Annotated in this window: 15 protein-coding genes; 9 read left to right on the forward strand and 6 right to left on the reverse strand. The window is 69.7% G+C overall.

Annotated elements, in window-relative coordinates; all coding sequences use genetic code 11:
• Positions 1-75 precede the first annotated feature (75 nt).
• The 3 genes from recQ to OG558_RS29485 are packed head-to-tail and all read right to left on the reverse strand — an operon-like array spanning position 76 to position 3234.
• Entirely contained in the window at positions 76-1911 is a 1836-nt protein-coding gene (recQ, locus tag OG558_RS29475; RefSeq protein WP_405065901.1) for a DNA helicase RecQ, read from the reverse strand.
• Positions 1912-1969: 58 nt separating this feature from the next.
• Positions 1970-2389 (reverse strand): VOC family protein, encoded by a 420-nt coding sequence (locus OG558_RS29480; RefSeq protein WP_405065902.1) that lies wholly within the window; start codon positions 2387-2389, stop codon positions 1970-1972.
• A gap of 5 nt (positions 2390-2394) precedes the next feature.
• The gene (locus OG558_RS29485) at positions 2395-3234 is read right to left on the reverse strand and encodes a helix-turn-helix domain-containing protein (RefSeq protein ID WP_405065903.1); all 840 of its coding nucleotides are present in this window, start codon (positions 3232-3234) and stop codon (positions 2395-2397) included.
• Between the two features lie 123 nt (positions 3235-3357).
• Between OG558_RS29485 and ilvD the strand changes: the two genes are divergently transcribed.
• Entirely contained in the window at positions 3358-5208 is a 1851-nt protein-coding gene (gene ilvD, locus OG558_RS29490) for a dihydroxy-acid dehydratase (protein WP_405065904.1), read from the forward strand.
• A gap of 1356 nt (positions 5209-6564) precedes the next feature.
• Here ilvD and OG558_RS29495 read toward each other — a convergent pair.
• The 3 genes from OG558_RS29495 to OG558_RS29505 form a co-directional block, all read right to left on the reverse strand.
• On the reverse strand, positions 6565-6870 hold the full coding sequence (locus OG558_RS29495) for a type II toxin-antitoxin system PemK/MazF family toxin (protein WP_405065905.1): 306 nt from the start codon (positions 6868-6870) through the stop codon (positions 6565-6567).
• Positions 6870-7106, reverse strand: coding sequence for a YlcI/YnfO family protein (locus tag OG558_RS29500; RefSeq protein WP_329475872.1), 237 nt, complete (start codon positions 7104-7106; stop codon positions 6870-6872). Before OG558_RS29500 ends, OG558_RS29495 begins: the two co-directional genes overlap by 1 nt.
• 81 nt (positions 7107-7187) lie before the next feature.
• Complete coding sequence (locus OG558_RS29505) at positions 7188-7859, reverse strand: LON peptidase substrate-binding domain-containing protein (protein WP_329475873.1); 672 nt, start codon at positions 7857-7859, stop codon at positions 7188-7190.
• Positions 7860-7960: 101 nt separating this feature from the next.
• On the opposite strand from OG558_RS29505, the gene hisD reads away from it, so the two are divergent.
• From hisD to cydC, 8 genes are all read left to right on the forward strand, one after another.
• On the forward strand, positions 7961-9298 hold the full coding sequence (gene hisD, locus OG558_RS29510) for a histidinol dehydrogenase (protein ID WP_405065906.1): 1338 nt from the start codon (positions 7961-7963) through the stop codon (positions 9296-9298).
• Entirely contained in the window at positions 9298-10416 is a 1119-nt protein-coding gene (locus OG558_RS29515; protein WP_405065907.1) for a histidinol-phosphate transaminase, read from the forward strand. Before hisD ends, OG558_RS29515 begins: the two co-directional genes overlap by 1 nt.
• Positions 10413-11012, forward strand: a complete 600-nt coding sequence (gene hisB, locus OG558_RS29520; protein WP_329475876.1) for an imidazoleglycerol-phosphate dehydratase HisB — start codon at positions 10413-10415, stop codon at positions 11010-11012. Before OG558_RS29515 ends, hisB begins: the two co-directional genes overlap by 4 nt.
• Positions 11009-11650: an imidazole glycerol phosphate synthase subunit HisH gene (hisH, locus tag OG558_RS29525; RefSeq protein WP_405065908.1), complete on the forward strand. Its 642-nt coding sequence runs from the start codon at positions 11009-11011 to the stop codon at positions 11648-11650. The genes hisB and hisH overlap by 4 nt, the downstream gene beginning before the upstream one ends.
• A gap of 119 nt (positions 11651-11769) precedes the next feature.
• A complete protein-coding gene (locus tag OG558_RS29530) occupies positions 11770-13161 on the forward strand; it encodes a glutamate decarboxylase (RefSeq protein ID WP_405065909.1) in 1392 nt (463 codons plus the stop codon).
• 17 nt (positions 13162-13178) lie between these two features.
• Complete coding sequence (locus OG558_RS29535; RefSeq protein WP_405065910.1) at positions 13179-14471, forward strand: DUF2254 domain-containing protein; 1293 nt, start codon at positions 13179-13181, stop codon at positions 14469-14471.
• Positions 14458-16119, forward strand: a complete 1662-nt coding sequence (gene cydD / locus OG558_RS29540; protein ID WP_405065911.1) for a thiol reductant ABC exporter subunit CydD — start codon at positions 14458-14460, stop codon at positions 16117-16119. Before OG558_RS29535 ends, cydD begins: the two co-directional genes overlap by 14 nt.
• Positions 16116-17828, forward strand: coding sequence for a thiol reductant ABC exporter subunit CydC (cydC, locus tag OG558_RS29545; protein WP_405065912.1), 1713 nt, complete (start codon positions 16116-16118; stop codon positions 17826-17828). Before cydD ends, cydC begins: the two co-directional genes overlap by 4 nt.
• The last annotated feature ends 54 nt before the right edge of the window (positions 17829-17882 follow it).

The raw sequence follows: 17882 nt of genomic DNA on the forward strand, positions 1-17882 counted from the left end.
AAGCACGGCCTGCCCGCGCTTCCTACCCTCGCGTCGAAGGCGCCGGAGCAGACTCGACATCACCCGCGACGGATTTCACTCCGGCTCGGCGAGTGCCTCCAGGACGCCCTCGCCGTACTTGGCCAGTTTGTTCTCACCGATGCCGCTGATGGTGCCGAGCTCGGCCAACGAGCCGGGGAGGTCGGTGGCGATCTGCCGCAGCGTCGCGTCGTGGAAGATCACGTACGCCGGAACGCCCTGCTCCTTGGCGACACCGGCACGCCACGCCCGCAACCGCTCGAAGACTGGTGCGGCCTCGGGAGCCAGGTCGGCCGCGGCCTTCTTCGCACTGGAGGACCTCGACTTCGACCGCGTTCGCTCGGGCTCGCGCCGCATCATCACCTCGCGGCGCCGCCCGAGAACCTCGCCGCTCTCCTCGGTGAGCACGAGCGTGCCGTAGTCGCCTTCCACCGTGAGCAGTCGCAGCGCCAGCAGTTGCCGGATCACGCCGCGCCACTCGGTGTCCTTGAGCTCGGTCCCGATCCCGAACACGGACAGCTGATCGTGCCGGAACTGCTTGACCTTCTCCGTCTCCTTGCCGAGCAGGATGTCGATCAGCTGACCGGCGCCGAACTTCTGGCCGCGCTCGTGCTGCAGCCGATACACCGTCGACAGCAACTTCTGCGCCGCGATCGTCCCGTCCCACGACTCCGGCGGCGTCAGGCAGGTGTCGCAGTTCCCACACGTGTCGCCGTGCTGACCGAAGTACGCGAGCAGTTGCGACCGGCGGCACTGCACGGTCTCGCACAACGCGAGCATCGCGTCGAGGTGTGCGCTGAGCCGGCGACGATGCGCGAGATCACCTTCGGACGTGTCGATCATCTTCCGCTGCTGGACGACATCCTGCAGTCCATAGGCAAGCCATGCCGTCGACGGCAGCCCGTCCCGCCCGGCGCGGCCGGTCTCCTGGTAGTAGCCCTCGACCGACTTCGGCAGATCGAGATGCGCGACGAACCGTACGTCGGGCTTGTCGATCCCCATCCCGAACGCGATCGTCGCGACCACCACCAAGCCGTCCTCGCGGAGGAACCGGGCCTGGTTGGCCGCGCGGGTCCGGCTGTCCAGTCCGGCGTGGTACGGCAGGGCTTCGATCCCGTTCTGCGTGAGGAAGGCCGCTGTCTTCTCGACGCTGTTGCGGGACAGGCAATAGACGATGCCCGCGTCCCCGGCGTGCTCGGTCCGCAGCAGGTCGAGCAGTTGCCGCTGCGGGTTGTCCTTCGCGACGATCCGGTACTGGATGTTCGGCCGGTCGAAGCTCGCGACGAAGTGCTTCGCGTCGCCCAGCTTCAGCCGGGTCGCGATCTCCTGGTGCGTCGCCTCGGTCGCCGTCGCGGTCAGCGCGATCCGCGGTACGTCGGGCCATCGCTCGTGCAACTCGGACAGCATCAGATAGTCGGGCCGGAAGTCGTGGCCCCACTGCGAGACACAGTGCGCCTCGTCGATCGCGAACAGCGCGATCTTGCCCTGGTCGAGCAGTCGGACCGTCGCCTCGACCCGGAGCCGCTCGGGAGCGAGGTAGAGCAGATCCAGCTCGCCGGCCAGGAATGCCTGCTCGACCTCGCGCCGCTGCTCGAAGTCCTGTGTGGAGTTCAGAAACCCGGCCCGGACACCGAGCGCCGTCAACGCGTCGACCTGGTCCTGCATCAACGCGATCAGTGGCGAGATCACCACGCCGACACCGGATCGAACCAGCGCCGGAATCTGGTAGCACAGTGACTTCCCGCCGCCGGTCGGCATCAGCACCAGCGCGTCGCCGCCGGCGACGACCGTGTCGATGATCTCGGCCTGCTCACCGCGGAAGGCGTCGTACCCGAAGACCCGGCGCAGCACATCGACAGCTTCGGAAACGGGCAGCCCGGTTGTCTCGGTCACGCCGCGAGTCTAGTGAGAACGCCCCGGCGATGCTGGGTGCGGAAGGCAAACCTGTGGATTACTGCGCGACTTCGCCGCGATACGTCCCGACGCTCCATAGATTGCCCTCGTGGTCCTTGACGGTGAAGCCGCGCGAGCCGTAGTCCTCGTCCTTCAGCCCGCGGACGACGACCGCGCCGGCGCCGATCACGCGGCCGATCAGGCTGTCCGGGTCGTTGTGGACGAGATAGATCGACTGCGTCCGGTCCGCCAGCGCGGTGAACTCGTCCGGCTCGGACTTGGCATCCGCCGAACCCATCATGATGCCGCCACCGAACGGCCAGGTCAGCTCGGAGTGCGCGACCGATCCCTCGGCCACGCCGGGGTACGACGCGATGAGGGTGAAGCCGAGTCCCTCGGTGAGGAACTTCAGCGCGGCCTGACCGTCTCGGTAGTGGAGTCCAGGCCAGACCCCGATCACTGCTTTCTGTTCAGTCATGCTGTTCATGCCTCCGACTCTGCGGCCCAGGCCGGGACGAAGTCTTGAACGTTTGGGAGTTCCTCGACCATCCACTGCCGCGGTGAGCAGCCGGCGATCGCCCGGAACTCCCGGGTCAGATGCGCCTGGTCGGCGTACCCGAAATGGGCGGACAGGTCGGCGAGCCGGGTGTCCGGCCGCCGTCGCAACCGGCCGACCGTGCGCTCGAACCGCAGCACCCGCGCGGCCACCTTCGGCGCCAGCCCGAACTCCGCGGTGAACCGATCCGTCAGGTGCCGCCGGCTCCAGCCGACCTCGGCCGCGAGTTCCTGTACGGCGATCGCCCCGCCACGCTCGCACAGTCGCTGCCAGGCCCAGCCGAGCTCCGGCCGCACCTTGGGGGCGTCGCCGGCCCATCGCTCGAGGAACAGTCCCTCGAGCAGATCGAAGCGCGCATCCCAGCTCGGCGCCTCCCGCAGTTGGTCGATGAGCACGCCAGCCGGCCGCCCGAGTACGTCGTCGAGCCCGACCACTGTGGACGCGAGCTCGACCGGCGGCAGGCCGAGCAGGACCCGGGCGGCGGCCGGGGTGAGTGACAGCTGCACACCGGCCCGGCTGGGTGTCGCACCGACGTGGACAGCGGTCGAGTGCAGACCCCCGACGAGCGCATCGAACTTCTCGACGGGTGAGCCGGGCCAGGCGACGCCGAGCGGCTCGTCCAGGGTGATCACGAGCGTCAGGTGCCGCGACGGGAGTCCGCGATGGAGGGCCGGCGGATCACCGTCGTACGCATAGCCGCTGAGATCGCCGACGTACGGGCGCAGGGCCGGGTGCACCGGTCGCGTGTGGTGCTCCAAGCCCGCCATGTCCTCAGGCTAGATGCGGCCGTGGACAGAATCACCCGCTCCAGAATCCGGGACCCGCGTACCGCCATCCGGACGGGCGTGGCAACATCAGACAAGTCGTCCACGTAGCAAGGAGATGTCGTCGTGCCCGCTCTGAGGTCCCGTACTGTCACCCACGGCCGCAACATGGCAGGCGCCCGCGCGCTCATGCAGGCCTCCGGGGTAGCCCGCGAGGACTTCGGCAAGCCGATCATCGCGGTGGCGAACAGCTTCACCGAGTTCGTCCCGGGCCACACCCACCTCGCGCCGGTCGGCCGGATCGTGTCCGAGGCGATCCACGCGGCCGGCGGGATCGCGCGCGAGTTCAACACGATCGCCGTCGACGACGGGATCGCGATGGGTCACGGCGGCATGCTCTACAGCCTGCCGTCGCGGGATCTGATCGCCGACTCGGTCGAGTACATGGTCGAGGCGCACTGCGCCGACGCGCTGGTGTGCATCTCGAACTGCGACAAGATCACCCCGGGCATGCTGAACGCCGCACTCCGGCTGAACATCCCGACCGTGTTCGTCTCCGGCGGCCCGATGGAGGCCGGCCGGGCCACGCTGGTCGACGGCACCGTCCGCAAGCTCGACCTGATCGACGCGATGTCCGAGGCCGTCAACGAGAACGTCTCCGACGCCGACATCCTGCGGATCGAGGAGAACGCCTGCCCGACCTGCGGCTCGTGCTCGGGCATGTTCACCGCGAACTCGATGAACTGCCTGACCGAGGCGATCGGCCTGTCGCTGCCGGGCAACGGCTCGGTGCTGGCCACCCACACCGCGCGCAAGGCGCTGTACGAGAAGGCCGGCGAGACCGTCGTACAGATCACCAAGCGGTACTACGACAACGACGACGCGACCGTGCTGCCGCGCAACATCGCCTCCCGCGAGGCGTTCGGGAACGCGATGGCGCTGGACATCGCGATGGGCGGATCGACGAACACGATCCTGCACCTGCTCGCGGCCGCGCAGGAGGCGGAGGTCGAGTTCGACCTGGACGACATCAACGCGGTGTCGCGCCGGGTGCCGTGCCTGGCGAAGGTCGCGCCGAACGTCGCACCGGGCGGGACGTACTACATGGAGGACGTGCACCGGGCCGGCGGCATCCCGGCGATCCTCGGTGAACTGCACCGGGCCGGACTGCTGAACGAGAACATCCACACCGTGCACAGCGACTCGATCGACGAGTGGCTGAAGACGTGGGATCTGCGCGGCGGCTCGCCGTCGCCGGACGCCGTCGAGCTGTGGCACGCGGCGCCGGGCTGCAAGCGGTCGGCCACCGCGTTCTCGCAGTCGGAGCAGTGGGAGACGCTGGACACGGACGCGGCTGGCGGCTGCATCCGCGATCTGGAGCACGCGTACTCCAAGGACGGCGGGCTCGCCGTACTGAAGGGCAATTTGGCCGTCGACGGCTGCGTGGTGAAGACGGCCGGCGTGGACGAGTCGATCTGGACGTTCCAGGGTCCTGCGGTGGTGTGCGAGTCGCAGGAGGAAGCCGTCGAGAAGATCCTGGCCAAGCAGGTCCAGCCGGGTGACGTCGTGGTGATCCGGTACGAGGGCCCGAAGGGCGGGCCGGGTATGCAGGAGATGCTGTACCCGACGTCGTTCCTGAAGGGCCGCGGTCTGGGCAAGGTGTGCGCACTGGTCACCGACGGCCGCTTCTCCGGCGGTACGTCGGGCCTCTCGATCGGTCACGCCTCACCCGAGGCCGCGTCCGGCGGCACGATCGCACTCGTCCAGGACGGCGACCAGATCCGCATCGACATCCCCGGTCGCTCCATCGAACTGCTGGTCGACGAGTCCGAGCTGACCGCCCGTCGCGAGGCCCTCGGCGGTGTCTACGCCCCTCGCGCCCGCGACCGCAAGGTCTCCCAGGCCCTCCGGGCGTACGCCGCGATGGCGACCAGCGCCGACAAGGGCGCCGTACGCGACGTCTCCAAGCTCGGCTGACGCCCAAACCCCCTCGGCCGTCCATTCGATGGGTTATCCGGCTCTTCGGCTTGATGTGTGGGTGGTCGCGGTCGTCGTCCGGCGATTCGTCCAGGTGGGAGGCGGCCGGCGTGGGCATTTGGTGGGTTGACGTCCCATGTGGTGGGTTGCCGTACCGGATTCCGGGGCGCCAACCCGCCATCTCGGACGTCAACCCACCAAAGGGGACGCTCGGGACATGTCCGCGCCGACACACAGCACCCGGGCGGGGACCGGAACCGCCGGGCTGGGGCCGGTGGGGTAGGGCCGGCGGTGGGGTGGGGCCGGGAGCACCGTGGGTTGGGACAAGGAATTGCGGCTCTTGTGTCGTTTCCGTGGGTGAGCGGTCCTTGCGGTGTCGGTGTCGGTCTGGCGGGATGGTTGCTGGTGCGGACCTGAGGCACTCACCAATCCCACCGTCGGGTCATCGCCGGCGCAGGTCTGAGCGGGACCGGCCAGGGCGGTGTCTGCTTGGTGAGTGACACAGATCCGCGCCACGGACCCGGCCAACCTCCGTGCCCTGGTCGGGTCCGTGCCATCCAGTCCCTTACCCGGCGCCGTCCTCGGCCCGGGGTGGATCGGAGCTGTGGACGACCAACGCACTGACCAGACCGAGCAACTCGTCCGCACCACTTGGTCCGCCGAGCGCCGAGCTGCAACTCGACAGCACCACTCGGTGCGGCGCCCGTTCGAGCCGTTCGACGGCGAGGATCGTCTTTGTGCACCAGATCCGTACGCCGAGGCAGTCGCCGTACGGATCTGGTGCACAAAGTGACCGCGATCCCGGACCCCCAGTCCGCGTCGGACCGGGTCGGCGGACCGCGTTGGACCAGGTCGGCGGACCGCGGTCGGCGGACCAGGTCGGCGGACCGGGTCGGCGGACTAGGTCGGCGGACCGGGTCGGCGGACCGGGTCGGCGGGGACGCGTGGCGCCGGGCTGTCGTGCAGCCGGCGGGGTGGTGGTCCCCTGGGATGGGGTTGGGCCAGCGGCTGACCAACTGCCGGGGCCTGGGACACGTACTGGCGGGTTGGGACACGTTATTGCCTGTCTCGGCCCGCGACGACCTGTCCCAGGTCACCAGACGTGAACCGATCCGCGCACAACAAGCCCGCCGGAACCGCCCGGCCCAGCCTCGCCACACCCTCCACCCTGCCCACACCCGACATCGCCCCCGATTCCGACCAGCCCGCCCGGCCGACGATCACCCACACATCGAGCACGAGGCGATATCCCTTCGTGTGCAGCCTTCTCCCCTCTTGTACGAGCAGAGAAGGCACAACACGTGCGGATATCCCAAGAAATGGCCGCGGCGGCGACCGGGCGCGGTGCTGGGTAGGTCAGAGGGTTTCGAGGTCGAAGGCCAAGGCAATGGCTTCGGCGAGGGCTGGTTCCTGGTCGGGGTGGAGGTAGCCGATCAGGCGGCCGAGTTGGGCCTTCTGGATGGTCTGGATGTTGTCGCAGGAGATGGCGCTCGGGTGATCGAGGCCGTTGTCCGGGCCGACCAGGACCTCGGTGGACAGACCGCGGATGGTGCTGGTGATCGGGGCGACCGTCACGTTGGTGAGACGTGGGCGGATCAGCTCCCGGGTCAGGACCACGACCGGCCTCGGCTTGTCCAGCCGGGCGATGTGGAGCGGACGCATCAGTCGAGGTCAGTGAGCACAGTGCCGGCGGCCGCGGGGGCGAGGCCCTCGAGATCCGGATAGTCGCCGTGCTCGGTCAGGATGGCGAGGTCGCGGGCGGCGAGCTCGCGCCGGCGCTCGCGCTCCATCGCCCGGGCGACCACGGACGCCCGGCTCGTCGCCTTGTCGGTGGCCACGAGCTGGTCCATGAAGTCGACCAGCTCGTCCGGCAACCGCACAGTGATCTGCTTGCTCATACCAACACCATACCGCTCTGGGATTCACATCGGTAGCGCCGTCTGCCGGCGCGGCCATCGACCTGGCGACGGAGGCGAGCGTCAGTTCGGGGACATCGTCGACCAGTTGATGAGGTCCGTCGCGGGCAGCGAGGGGAGGGCCGCGATCGCGGCGAGCTCGCTGTCGAGGAGGCCGACCAGCTGGACCAGGCGGGATGTGGTGTCGGTGGCTTCGAGGAGTTTCTGGCGGTCGGGGGTGAGCAGCGTCATCGCAGCCGACATCAGGAACGACAGCGTGCTCGGGTCGTCGGGCAGCTCACCAATGTGCAGGCCCGGCCGGCTGATCTCGGTGACGGCCTCGGCGTACCGGCGGAAGCGGGCCATGGCGATCGTCGCCGTACCCAGCGGATCGTCGCCGAGGTCCTCGTCCAGCCACTCGACGTCGGCGACCAGATAGTCACCGCCGCCGTCCAGCTCGGCCACCTTGAACCGCCGGTTGCCGGTCAGCGTGATCTCCACCGGGCCGTCGTCGTCCGGGTCCAGGCTGATCTCCGAGATCGTCGCCGCGCAGCCGGTCCCGTACAACGACCGGAACACCCGCTCACCCAGCTCGTACCCGTCCCGGACGGCGAGGGCGCCGCAGACCAGTTCGCCACCGTTCTCGACCAGGTCGCGGACCACCGCGCGGCCCTGGACGTCGGTCACCGGAATGGGGAGCACCAGCCCGGGGAAGATCACCGTCTCGACAGTGAGCAGCGGTAGGCGGGAGTCCATACCAACGAGCCTAGGCCATGCCGCGTCCTGATCACGCCTCGTGACTGCCACCTTGTGGATACGGCGCAAACTCGGCAGGTCGCCACCACTAGACTGAGGCCATGATTCGCCGCGTCGACCTGCGGGGCCGAGTGGCGGCCGGAGAGGTGTCCGACCTCCAAGCCGAAGTGAACGCCCTCGTCCCCCGAGCCGTGTTCGACGTCGAGAAGGCCCTCGACGTCGTCCGACCGATCTGCCTGGACGTCCGCCATCGTGGACTCGAGGCGATCAGGGAGTACGGCGAGAGGTTCGACCATGTCCGGGTCGAGGACATCCGGGTCCCGGCCGACGCGCTGAAGACGGCGCTGGAGGAGCTCGACCCCGAGGTGCGATCGGCCTTCGAGGAGTCGATCCGCCGGGTCCGCGAGGTCAGCCAGGACGAGCTCACCCCCGACATCGCCTCCGAGCCCGCGCCCGGCGGCCGGGTCACGCAACGCTTCGTCCCGGTCCAGCGCGTCGGCCTGTACGTTCCCGGTGGTCGGGCGCCACTGGCGTCCAGCGTCGTGATGAACGTCGTACCCGCCCAGGTTGCCGGTGTGCCGTCGCTTGCCGTCGCATCCCCACCACAGAAGGAGTACGGCGGTCTGCCGCACCCGACTGTGTTGGCGGTGTGTGCGCTGCTCGGGATCGAGGAGGTGTACGCGATGGGTGGCGCGCAGGCGATCGCCGGGTTCGCGTACGGCTTCGGTGCTGGTGTCACGGGCTGCCGCAAGGTCAACCTGATCACCGGCCCCGGCAACATCTACGTGGTCGCGGCCAAGCGGTTCCTGCTCGGTGAGGTCGGCATCGACTCCGAGGCGGGCCCGACCGAGATCGCGATCCTCGCCGACGACACCGCCGACGCCCAGCACGTCGCCGCCGACCTGATCAGCCAGGCCGAGCACGACCCGATGGCCGCCAGCGTGCTGGTCACGCCGTCAGAAGCCCTGGCGGCCGCAGTCGAGGCTGAGCTGCCGCAGCAAGTGGCGCGCACCAAGCACCACGACCGCGTCACCGAAGCGTTGACAGGTCAGCAGTCGGCCGTCGTACTGGTCGACGACCTGGAGCAGGGCACGGCCGTCGTGGACGCGTACGCCGCCGAGCACCTGGAGATCCAGACCGCGGACGCCGAGGAGCGGGCCGGCCTGATCACCAACGCCGGCGCGATCTTCGTCGGCGGCTGGTCGCCGGTCTCCCTCGGCGACTACTGCGCGGGGTCCAACCACGTTCTGCCGACCGCCGGGTGCGCCTGCCACTCGTCCGGCCTGTCGGTCCGCAGCTTCCTGAAGGCGGTGCACGTCATCAACTACTCGCGCGACGCGCTGCAGGAGGTCGCCGGCCACGTGGTCGCGCTGGCCCACGCCGAGGACCTGCCCGCCCACGGCGCCGCGGTGTCGGTGCGCTTCCCCGGGGCGAACTGATGGGCCGCTTCGACGGGCTGCCGATCCGCGACGAGCTGAAGAGCTTCGAGCCGTACGGCGCCCCGCAACTCGACGTCCCGATCCTGCTCAACGTCAACGAGAACCCGTATCCGCCGAGCGAGGAGACCGTCGCCGACATCGCCGCGGCGGTCACCGTGGCCGCCCGCGGCATGAACCGCTACCCGGACCGCGAGTTCCTCGACCTCCGCGCGGATCTCGCGGCCTACCTGGGCCAGGAGTCCGGCGCGCAGCTGACCGCCGAGCAGGTGTGGGCGGCCAACGGGTCCAACGAGGTCATGCTGCACATCCTGCAGGCCTTCGGCGGCCCCGGGCGGACGGCGCTCTCCTTCGCGCCGACGTACTCGATGTACCCGGAGTACGCCCGGGACACGAACACGGCCTGGGTCACCGGCCGCCGGGCCGAGGACTTCACGCTCGACCAGAGCAAGGCACTGGCCGCGATCTCCCGGCATCACCCGTCCGTCGTCCTGCTCGCCTCGCCGAACAACCCGACCGGTACGGCGCTGCCGATCGACGTGGTCGAGGCGATCGCCGCCCGGACCGCCGCGATGGGATCCGTCCTCGTGGTCGACGAGGCGTACGCCGAATTCCGGCGGACCGGGACTCCGAGTGCGGTGACACTGTTGCCGTCGTACCCGAATCTCGCGGTGGCGCGGACGATGTCGAAGGCGTTCGCGCTGGCCGGCGGCCGGGTCGGATACCTTGCCGCGAGCAAGCAGTTGGTGGACGCGCTGCGGATCGTCCGGCTGCCGTACCATCTGTCCGCGGTGACGCAGGCGGTCGCGCGGGCGGCGCTGCGGCACTCCGACGAACTGCTCGGCCGGGTCGAGCAGTTGCGGATCGAGCGGGATGAGACGGTCGACTGGCTGCGGTCGCTGGGCCTGCGCGCGGTCGACTCGGACGCGAACTTCGTGCTGTTCGGCACGTTCGCCGATCGGCACGCGGTCTGGCAGTCGCTGCTGGACGACGGCGTACTGATCCGCGAGACCGGACCGGACGGCTGGCTGCGGGTCTCGATCGGCACCAGCGAGGAGATGGCCGCTTTCCGCGCTTCGCTCGAGCGCGTCCTGAAGACAGACATGGGAAGGTTGACATGACCCGGACAGCGCGGATCGATCGGGAGACCAGCGAGTCGAAGGTCCTGGTCGAGTTGAACATCGACGGCGAGGGCCGCGCCGACATCTCCACCGGCGTCGGGTTCTACGACCACATGCTCAACGCGCTGGCCAAGCACGCGCTGCTCGACCTGCACGTGAACACGGTCGGCGACCTCGAGATCGACGCGCATCACACCGTCGAGGACACCGCGATCGGCATCGGCCAGGCGCTGCGTGAGGCGTTGGGTGACAAGCGCGGGATCCGCCGGTTCGGCGACGCGACCGTGCCGCTGGACGAGGCGCTCGTGCACTGCACGGTCGACCTGTCGGGGCGCCCGTACTGCGTGCACACCGGCGAGCCGGACGGTCAGGTGTACGCGATCATCGGCGGCGACTACGCCGGCTCACTGACCCAGCACGTGTTCGAGACGCTCGCGTTCAACGCCGCGATCTGCATCCACATCCGGGTGCTCTCCGGCCGCGACCCGCACCACATCGTCGAGGCCCAGTTCAAGGCCTTCGCCCGGGCGCTGCGGGCGGCCGCCGAGCTGGATCCGCGGCAGCCGGGGATCCCCTCGACCAAGGGCGCTCTGTGAGCAAGAAGGTCGTGCTACTCGACTACGGATCGGGCAACATCCGGTCGGGGGAGCGCGCGCTGCAACGGGTCGGAGCGGACGTCACGGTCACGTCCGACTACAACGAGGCGCTGAACGCCGACGGTCTGCTGGTCCCCGGCGTCGGCGCCTTCGAGGCCTGCATGACCGGCCTCAAGGCGGTCCGTGGTGACGTGATCGTCGACCGGCGGCTGAGCGGTGGCCGCCCGGTGCTCGGTATCTGCGTCGGCATGCAGATCCTGTTCGCGCGCGGCATCGAGCACGGCGTCGAGACCGAGGGCTGCGACCAGTGGCCGGGGGTGGTCGAGCGGTTGCAGCCCGCGAACGGCGAGCCGGTCCCGCACATGGGGTGGAACACGGTCGATGTCCCTGCCGCGACGTCGTTGTTCCAGGGGATCGAGAAGGAGCGGTTCTACTTCGTCCACTCCTACGGTGTCCGCGCGTGGGAGCTCCGGGACACGCGCGACTCGGTGACACCGGCCGTCACCTGGACGTCGTACGCCGGAGACCGGTTCGTCGCCGCGGTCGAGAACGGTCCGCTCAGTGCGACCCAGTTCCACCCCGAGAAGTCCGGAGACGCCGGCGCCGAACTCCTGGCCAACTGGGTCCGCGCACTCTGATCGCCGCGCGGACCGACGACGTCTGCCTCATGCGGAGCGGGTGACGACGTCCCGGGTGCCCGGGTGTGGGATGGATTGCGGCGGCAACTCGTGTCGCCGCGACCGAGGGGTGATCGGCGATGACCGGGATCAGCAGCACGACGAAAACCGCGACCGGCGACATGGCCGTCATGCCACGGTTCACGAGGGACACCGTGCTGGCGGTTCCCAAGGACCGAATGCCGGATGACGAGATGCTGCCGCAGTCGGCGTACCAGCTCGTCCGGGACGAGGTGATGCTGGACGGCAACGCCCGGTTCAACCTGGCCACGTTCGTGACCACGTGGATGAACGACGAGGCGGACCGGCTGTACGCCGAGACGGTCGACAAGAACATGGTCGACAAGGACGAGTACCCGCAGACGGCGGAGATCGAGGCCCGGTGCGTGCGCATGCTCGCCGACCTGTGGAACGCGCCGGACACCGCCGACGCGATCGGGACGTCGACGACGGGCAGTTCCGAGGGCTGCATGCTGGGCGGCCTCGCACTCAAGCGGCGCTGGCAGCACGCGCGCCGGGCCGCGGGCAAACCCTTCGACCGGCCCAACCTCGTGATGGGCCAGAACGTCCAGGTCGTGTGGGAGAAGTTCGCCGAGTACTGGGATGTCGAGCCGAGGTACGTGCCGCTGGAGGGCGACGACCTCTACCTGACGGCCGATCGGGCCCTGCGGTTCGTGGACGAGAACACCATCGGTGTGGTCGCCATCCTCGGTTCGACGATGGAAGGCAGTTACGAGCCCGTCGCGCAGATCTGCGCCGCGCTGGACGAACTGGAGGAGCGGACCGGACTGAACGTGCCGGTGCATGTCGACGCGGCGTCCGGTGGCTTCGTCGCTCCCTTCATCCAGCCCGACCTGGTGTGGGACTTCCGGTTGCCGCGCGTGGCGTCGATCCAGGCCTCCGGTCACAAGTACGGGCTCGTCTATCCGGGCGTCGGCTGGGTGCTGTGGCGGCACACCGAGAACCTGCCCGAGGAGCTCGTCTTCAAGGTGAACTACCTGGGCGGCAACATGCCGACGTTCGCGCTGAACTTCTCCCGGCCCGGCGCGCAGGTGCTGCTGCAGTACTTCCAGTTCGTGCGACTCGGCCGGGACGGTTACCAGCGGATCCAGCAGACGTGCCAGGACGTCGCCGTACACCTCAGTGACGCGATCAAGGCGATGCCCGAGTTCGAGCTGGTCTCGGACGGACGGGACCTGCCGGTGTTTGCGTTCCGGGTGGCCGACGGCATCACGAAGTACACGGCGTACGACGTCTCGCGGAAGCTGCGCGAACGGGGCTGGCTGGTGCCGGCGTACTCGATGCCGCCGAACCGGGAGGATCTGGTCGTCCTGCGGGTGGTCGTGCGGAACGGATTCAGTCACGACATGGCCGACCTGTTCCTGCGGGACGTGCGGATCGCGGTCGACTGGCTCGACGGGCTGGAAACTCCGATGCCGCAGGAGGAGGAGCCGGCCGGGTTCCATCACTGACCGGACAGCGACCGGTGATGTCCTTGGCGGGAGCGTTCCGGGCGCGCCAGTTCGTTCGGCAGAGCCTCTGGGTGGTGCCGCTGCTCGGCGGGGTGGCCGGCGTGGCGCTGTCCGGGGTCGATCTGTGGGTCGAGGGCCTGATCGACCTGCCACCGTCGTGGTCGTACTCCGCGGCCACCGCGAACAGCGTGCTGTCGGCCGCTGCGGCCGCGATGGTCGGGCTGATCGGGTTCGTGGTCACGATCGGCGTACTCGTCGTGCAGATGGCGACCGGCACGCTGTCGCCGCGCTTCATGCGGTTGTGGTACCGAGACCGGCTGCAGAAGTTCGTCCTGGCGGCCTTCACGGCCACGTTCACCTTTGCCTTCGCGTTGTTGCGCCATGTGGAGGCCGACTCCGTGCCTGATCTGGGCGTCTCCCTGGTCGGGCTGGCCGTCAGCATCGACCTGGTCCTCCTGCTGCTTTATTTCGACCGGTTCGTACATGCCTTGCGGCCGGTCGCGGTCGCGGCGGCGATGGCCGAGGCCGGTCTGGCGATCGAAGCCGAGGAGGACGGCCTCGTCGCATCCGCCGGGAACGGTGACCGAGGGGCCGGACGGGGTGAGCCTGACGCACGGATCCTGGCGCCCCGCTCGGGCGCCATCCAGGATGTCGACATCGCGGACCTCGTCCGGTTCGCGGCGGCTCGCGGCCAGGTCTGCGTCATACCGCACACCATCGGTGACTTCGTCACCGCGGGGAGCGTGCTGATGGAGGTTCATGGAACGGCGAGCGAGACCGATCTGCGGCGATTGCGCGGGATGGTCTCGCTGGGCCATGAGCGCACGATCGACCAGGACCCGGCCTTCGCCCTGCGCATCATGGTCGACATCGCCATCCGGGCGCTGTCGCCGGCGGTCAACGATCCCACCACGGCGACCCAGGTGCTCAACCACATCGACGATCTGCTGCTCGGGATCGGCTCCTCCGATCGAGCCTTCCGGGGAACCGCGCTCGACGCCGACGGGCAGGTCCGCCTCGTCGTCCGGACCCGTAGCTGGTCGGAGTACCTCGACATCGGCGTGACCGAGATCCGCCAGTACGGCGCTGTCTCGCCGCAGATCTGCCGCCGGTTGCGGGCCATGCTCGAGGATCTGCGAGACGGGGTCCCGCTCGCACGCCGGGCCGTCGTGCAGTCTCAACTCGACTCGCTGGACCGGGCGACCGACGCGGCGTTTGCCGACCCGGTCGAGCGGGCGCTGGCGCGGATGAGCGACCGGCAGGGCCTTGGTGCCACCCGGTCCGGTGAGACCTCCGATGCCCGCGGTTGATCGGAGACTGATCGCGCGGACGCGGGCCGTCCGGGCGTTGCTGCTGTGGTCTTCCGCGCTCGGGATCGCGACCGCGGCCGTGGTCGTCGCGCAAGCCTGGCTGCTGGCCGAGCTGCTCTCCGCCTCGTTCCAGGACCGCGCGAGCGTCCACGAGTTGCGCGGGCCGCTGCTCGTCCTGCTCGGCGTCGTCATCGGCCGCGCCGTACTCGCCTGGTGGGCCGAGCTGATGGCGCACCGGTCCGGCACCCAGGCCAAGGCGGAGCTGCGGATGAGCCTGCTGCGGCACGTTGTCGCCCTCGGTCCGGCGTGGCTCACCCGGCACCGCACCGCCGAGCTCGAGTCCCTCGGCACCCGCGGTCTCGATGCTCTCGACGGCTACTTCACCCGCTACCTACCGCAGTTGGTGCTGGCGGTCGTCATTCCTACTGCTGTCATCACCGCGGCCGTGACCCAGGACATCGTGACGGCGGCGATCATCGCCGTTACGGTTCCCCTGATCCCGCTGCTGATGGCCGTCGTCGGCGCAGGCGCCCGGACCCACGCGGCCAAGCGTCTCGTCGCCCTGCAGCGTCTGGGCGGCCACTTTCTCGACAGCGTCGCCGGACTGACGACGCTCAAGGTGTTCGGGCGGGCGCGCGCTCAGGCAGACCTGGTCCGCCGTACGACGGACGACTTCCGCGCGGAGACGATGGGCACGTTGCGCGTGGCCTTCCTGTCGTCTCTGGTGCTGGAGCTGCTCGCGTCGTTGTCCGTGGCAGTGGTCGCGGTCGCGGTCGGCATCAGGCTGGTCAGCGGCGGCCTGGACCTGTCCACCGGTCTGTTCGTGCTCATCCTCGCTCCTGAGGCCTACCTCCCGCTGCGCACCCTGGGGGCGAGCTTTCACGCCAGTGCGGATGGGGTGGCTGCCGCGGACCAGGTGTTCACCGTGCTGGACAGCCCACTTCCGGAGGTCCGTCCGGGCGCTGCATTCCCGGACTGCCCGTTGGTGGAACTGCGGGTGGACCAGGTTTGTGTGAGCTATCCGGACCGGGCCGAACCTGTGCTCGACCGGGTGAGTCTGTCCGTCGGCGCGGGGGAAGTGGTGGCCTTGACCGGGCCGAGCGGCTGCGGCAAGTCGACCATGATCAACGTGCTCCTGGGCTTCGTCGCCGTGGACTCAGGCCGAGTGACGGTCTGCGGGGAGGACCTCGGTGGGCTCGATCTCGACGTCTGGCGCCGGAACGTGGCATGGGTCCCGCAACGGCCCTACCTGCTGGCAGCGAGTCTGGCCGACAACATCAGGCTCGGCAGGCCGGACGCTCCCGAGGAAGACCTCCTGCGAGCGGTTCACGACGCGGGGCTTGCCGAGGTGGTCCGCCGGCTGCCGCACGGACTCGCGACACCGCTGGGCGAGCGGGGCGCCGGTCTGTCGGCAGGTGAGCGGCAGCGCGTCGCTCTGGCGCGGGCGTTCTTGATGGATGCACCGTTACTCCTGCTGGACGAGCCAACGGCCACCTTGGACGGAGAGACCGAGGCGTCGGTCCTGGATGCCGTCGACCGGCTGACTGCCGGACGTACTGCACTGATCGCCGCACACCGGCCGGCTCTGGTCGCTTTGGCGGACCGGGAGATCCAGCTGGAACGGGCGGCCGCGGTGGGACACCGATGATTTCCGGAGTGACCACCCGGCTGGCCGCAGCCACCCTGCTCGGCGCGGGTGGCGCCGCCGCCGGCCTCGGCCTGTCGGCGACCGCCGGCTGGCTGGTAACGCGCGCCTCCGAGCAGCCCAACATGGCCGCGCTGGGGCTCGCCGTGGTCGGAGTGCGGTTCTTCGGGATCAGTCGCGCGCTGCTGCGGTACGCCGAGCGCCTGGTCGGGCACGATGCGGCGTTCCGGGCGCTGGCCGACGTACGGATGCGGGTCTACCGCAGGCTCGAGCGTCTCGCCCCTGCAGGCCTGCCGTCCTTCCGGAGCGGCGACCTGCTGGCTCGTTTCGTCGACGACGTCGACTCGCTGCAGGACCAGATGCTGCGGGTGGTCCCGCCGTACGTCGTCTTCGCCGCCGCAACCGGGTTGACGGCCGGACTGGTCGGGTCCCTGGTGCCGGTCGCGGGCATCCTGGTCGTGGCCGCCGCGCTGCTCTGCGCGACGGTCGTTCCGCTCCTGGCCCGGTATCTGGTCCGGCGGTCCGAGGCGCGCCGGGCGGAGACCCGCGGTGAACTGTCGACCGCGGTGGTCGACCTCGTCCAGGGAGCGCCCGATCTCATCGCGTACGGTGCCGCGAACGCGCAGCTGGGCCGGGCCGGACGAGCCGATGCCGAGCTGACCAGGGTGGCCGGCGCGGCTGCTCGAACCGCAGGCACCGGCTCGGGGCTCACGACGATGCTCGCGGGCCTGTGCGTCTGGGGCGTGGTTGTGGCCGGGATCGTCGCGGTGGACGACGGCACGCTCCGCGGCGTCCTACTCACCGTCGTCGTTCTGATGTCCTTGACCGCCTTCGAGTTGGTCACCGGACTGCCGCAGGCCTTCGCGATCCACGAGCGGGTACGGCGTTCCCGCGACCGGGTCGACGTGCTCCTGGCGGCCGATGACCCGGTAGGCGAACCCGGTGATCCGGCACCGATGCCGGCCGCGCCGTACTCGATCCGGCTGCGCGATGTGCGCGCTCGCTACGGGTTCGGACCGCTTGCGCTCGACGGGATCGACCTGGACCTGGCTCCTGGGGAGATCGTCGCGGTGGTCGGACCCAGTGGGGCCGGGAAGTCCACGCTGGCCGCCGTCCTGCTGCGGTTCCTCGATCTCGAGTCCGGTTCGGCCACCCTGAACGGGATCTGCGTCGCCGACCTGGACCCCGACGCCGTCCGGCGGGTCGTCGGGGTGGCCGGCCAGGACGCACACGTCTTCGACCGCACGATCGGGGACAACCTCCGGCTGGCGCGACCGGACGCGACCGAGGCGGAGCTGCGGGACGTCTTGGCAGCGGTCGGTCTGCTGGACTGGGTCGACGCCCTGCCCAGGGCCCTGGAGACCGAGGTCGGTGAGCACGGCGCCCGGCTCTCCGGCGGCCAGCGACAGCGGCTCGTCGTTGCGCGCGCCCTGCTGGCGGACTTCCCGGTGCTCATCCTCGACGAGCCGACCGAGCACCTCGACACCTCGGCGGCCGACGTGCTGACCGCCACCCTGCTGGCCGCGGCCGCCGAACGCAGCACGTTGCTGATCACTCACCGGCTGTGCGGCCTGCAGGCTGCCAACCGGATCTTGGTGCTGCACGCCGGCCGAGTGCTGGAGACGGGCACGCACGCGGATCTGGTCGCGGCCGGCGGGGCGTACGCGCGGCTGTGGGCCGAGGAGCAGGCGCATTTCATCCGGTCGGAATGATGCGCGGACCGTGACTCCGGGGCGAGTCTGCGGGAGACGACGTACGCTTCCGAC

Source organism: Kribbella sp. NBC_01510, assembly GCF_045040325.1.
Lineage (GTDB): Bacteria > Actinomycetota > Actinomycetes > Propionibacteriales > Kribbellaceae > Kribbella.

Bases quoted from the DNA above. Each gene is read 5' to 3' on its own strand.
- OG558_RS29480 (WP_405065902.1), bottom strand. From the start codon at position 2,389: ATGACTGAACAGAAAGCAGTGATCGGGGTCTGGCCTGGACTCCACTAC.
- OG558_RS29485 (WP_405065903.1), bottom strand. From the start codon at position 3,234: ATGGCGGGCTTGGAGCACCACACGCGACCGGTGCACCCGGCCCTGCGC.
- OG558_RS29495 (WP_405065905.1), bottom strand. From the start codon at position 6,870: ATGCGTCCGCTCCACATCGCCCGGCTGGACAAGCCGAGGCCGGTCGTG.
- OG558_RS29500 (WP_329475872.1), bottom strand. From the start codon at position 7,106: ATGAGCAAGCAGATCACTGTGCGGTTGCCGGACGAGCTGGTCGACTTC.
- OG558_RS29505 (WP_329475873.1), bottom strand. From the start codon at position 7,859: ATGGACTCCCGCCTACCGCTGCTCACTGTCGAGACGGTGATCTTCCCC.
- hisD (WP_405065906.1), top strand. From the start codon at position 7,961: ATGATTCGCCGCGTCGACCTGCGGGGCCGAGTGGCGGCCGGAGAGGTG.
- OG558_RS29515 (WP_405065907.1), top strand. From the start codon at position 9,298: ATGGGCCGCTTCGACGGGCTGCCGATCCGCGACGAGCTGAAGAGCTTC.
- hisB (WP_329475876.1), top strand. From the start codon at position 10,413: ATGACCCGGACAGCGCGGATCGATCGGGAGACCAGCGAGTCGAAGGTC.
- OG558_RS29530 (WP_405065909.1), top strand. From the start codon at position 11,770: ATGACCGGGATCAGCAGCACGACGAAAACCGCGACCGGCGACATGGCC.
- OG558_RS29535 (WP_405065910.1), top strand. From the start codon at position 13,179: ATGTCCTTGGCGGGAGCGTTCCGGGCGCGCCAGTTCGTTCGGCAGAGC.
- cydD (WP_405065911.1), top strand. From the start codon at position 14,458: ATGCCCGCGGTTGATCGGAGACTGATCGCGCGGACGCGGGCCGTCCGG.
- cydC (WP_405065912.1), top strand. From the start codon at position 16,116: ATGATTTCCGGAGTGACCACCCGGCTGGCCGCAGCCACCCTGCTCGGC.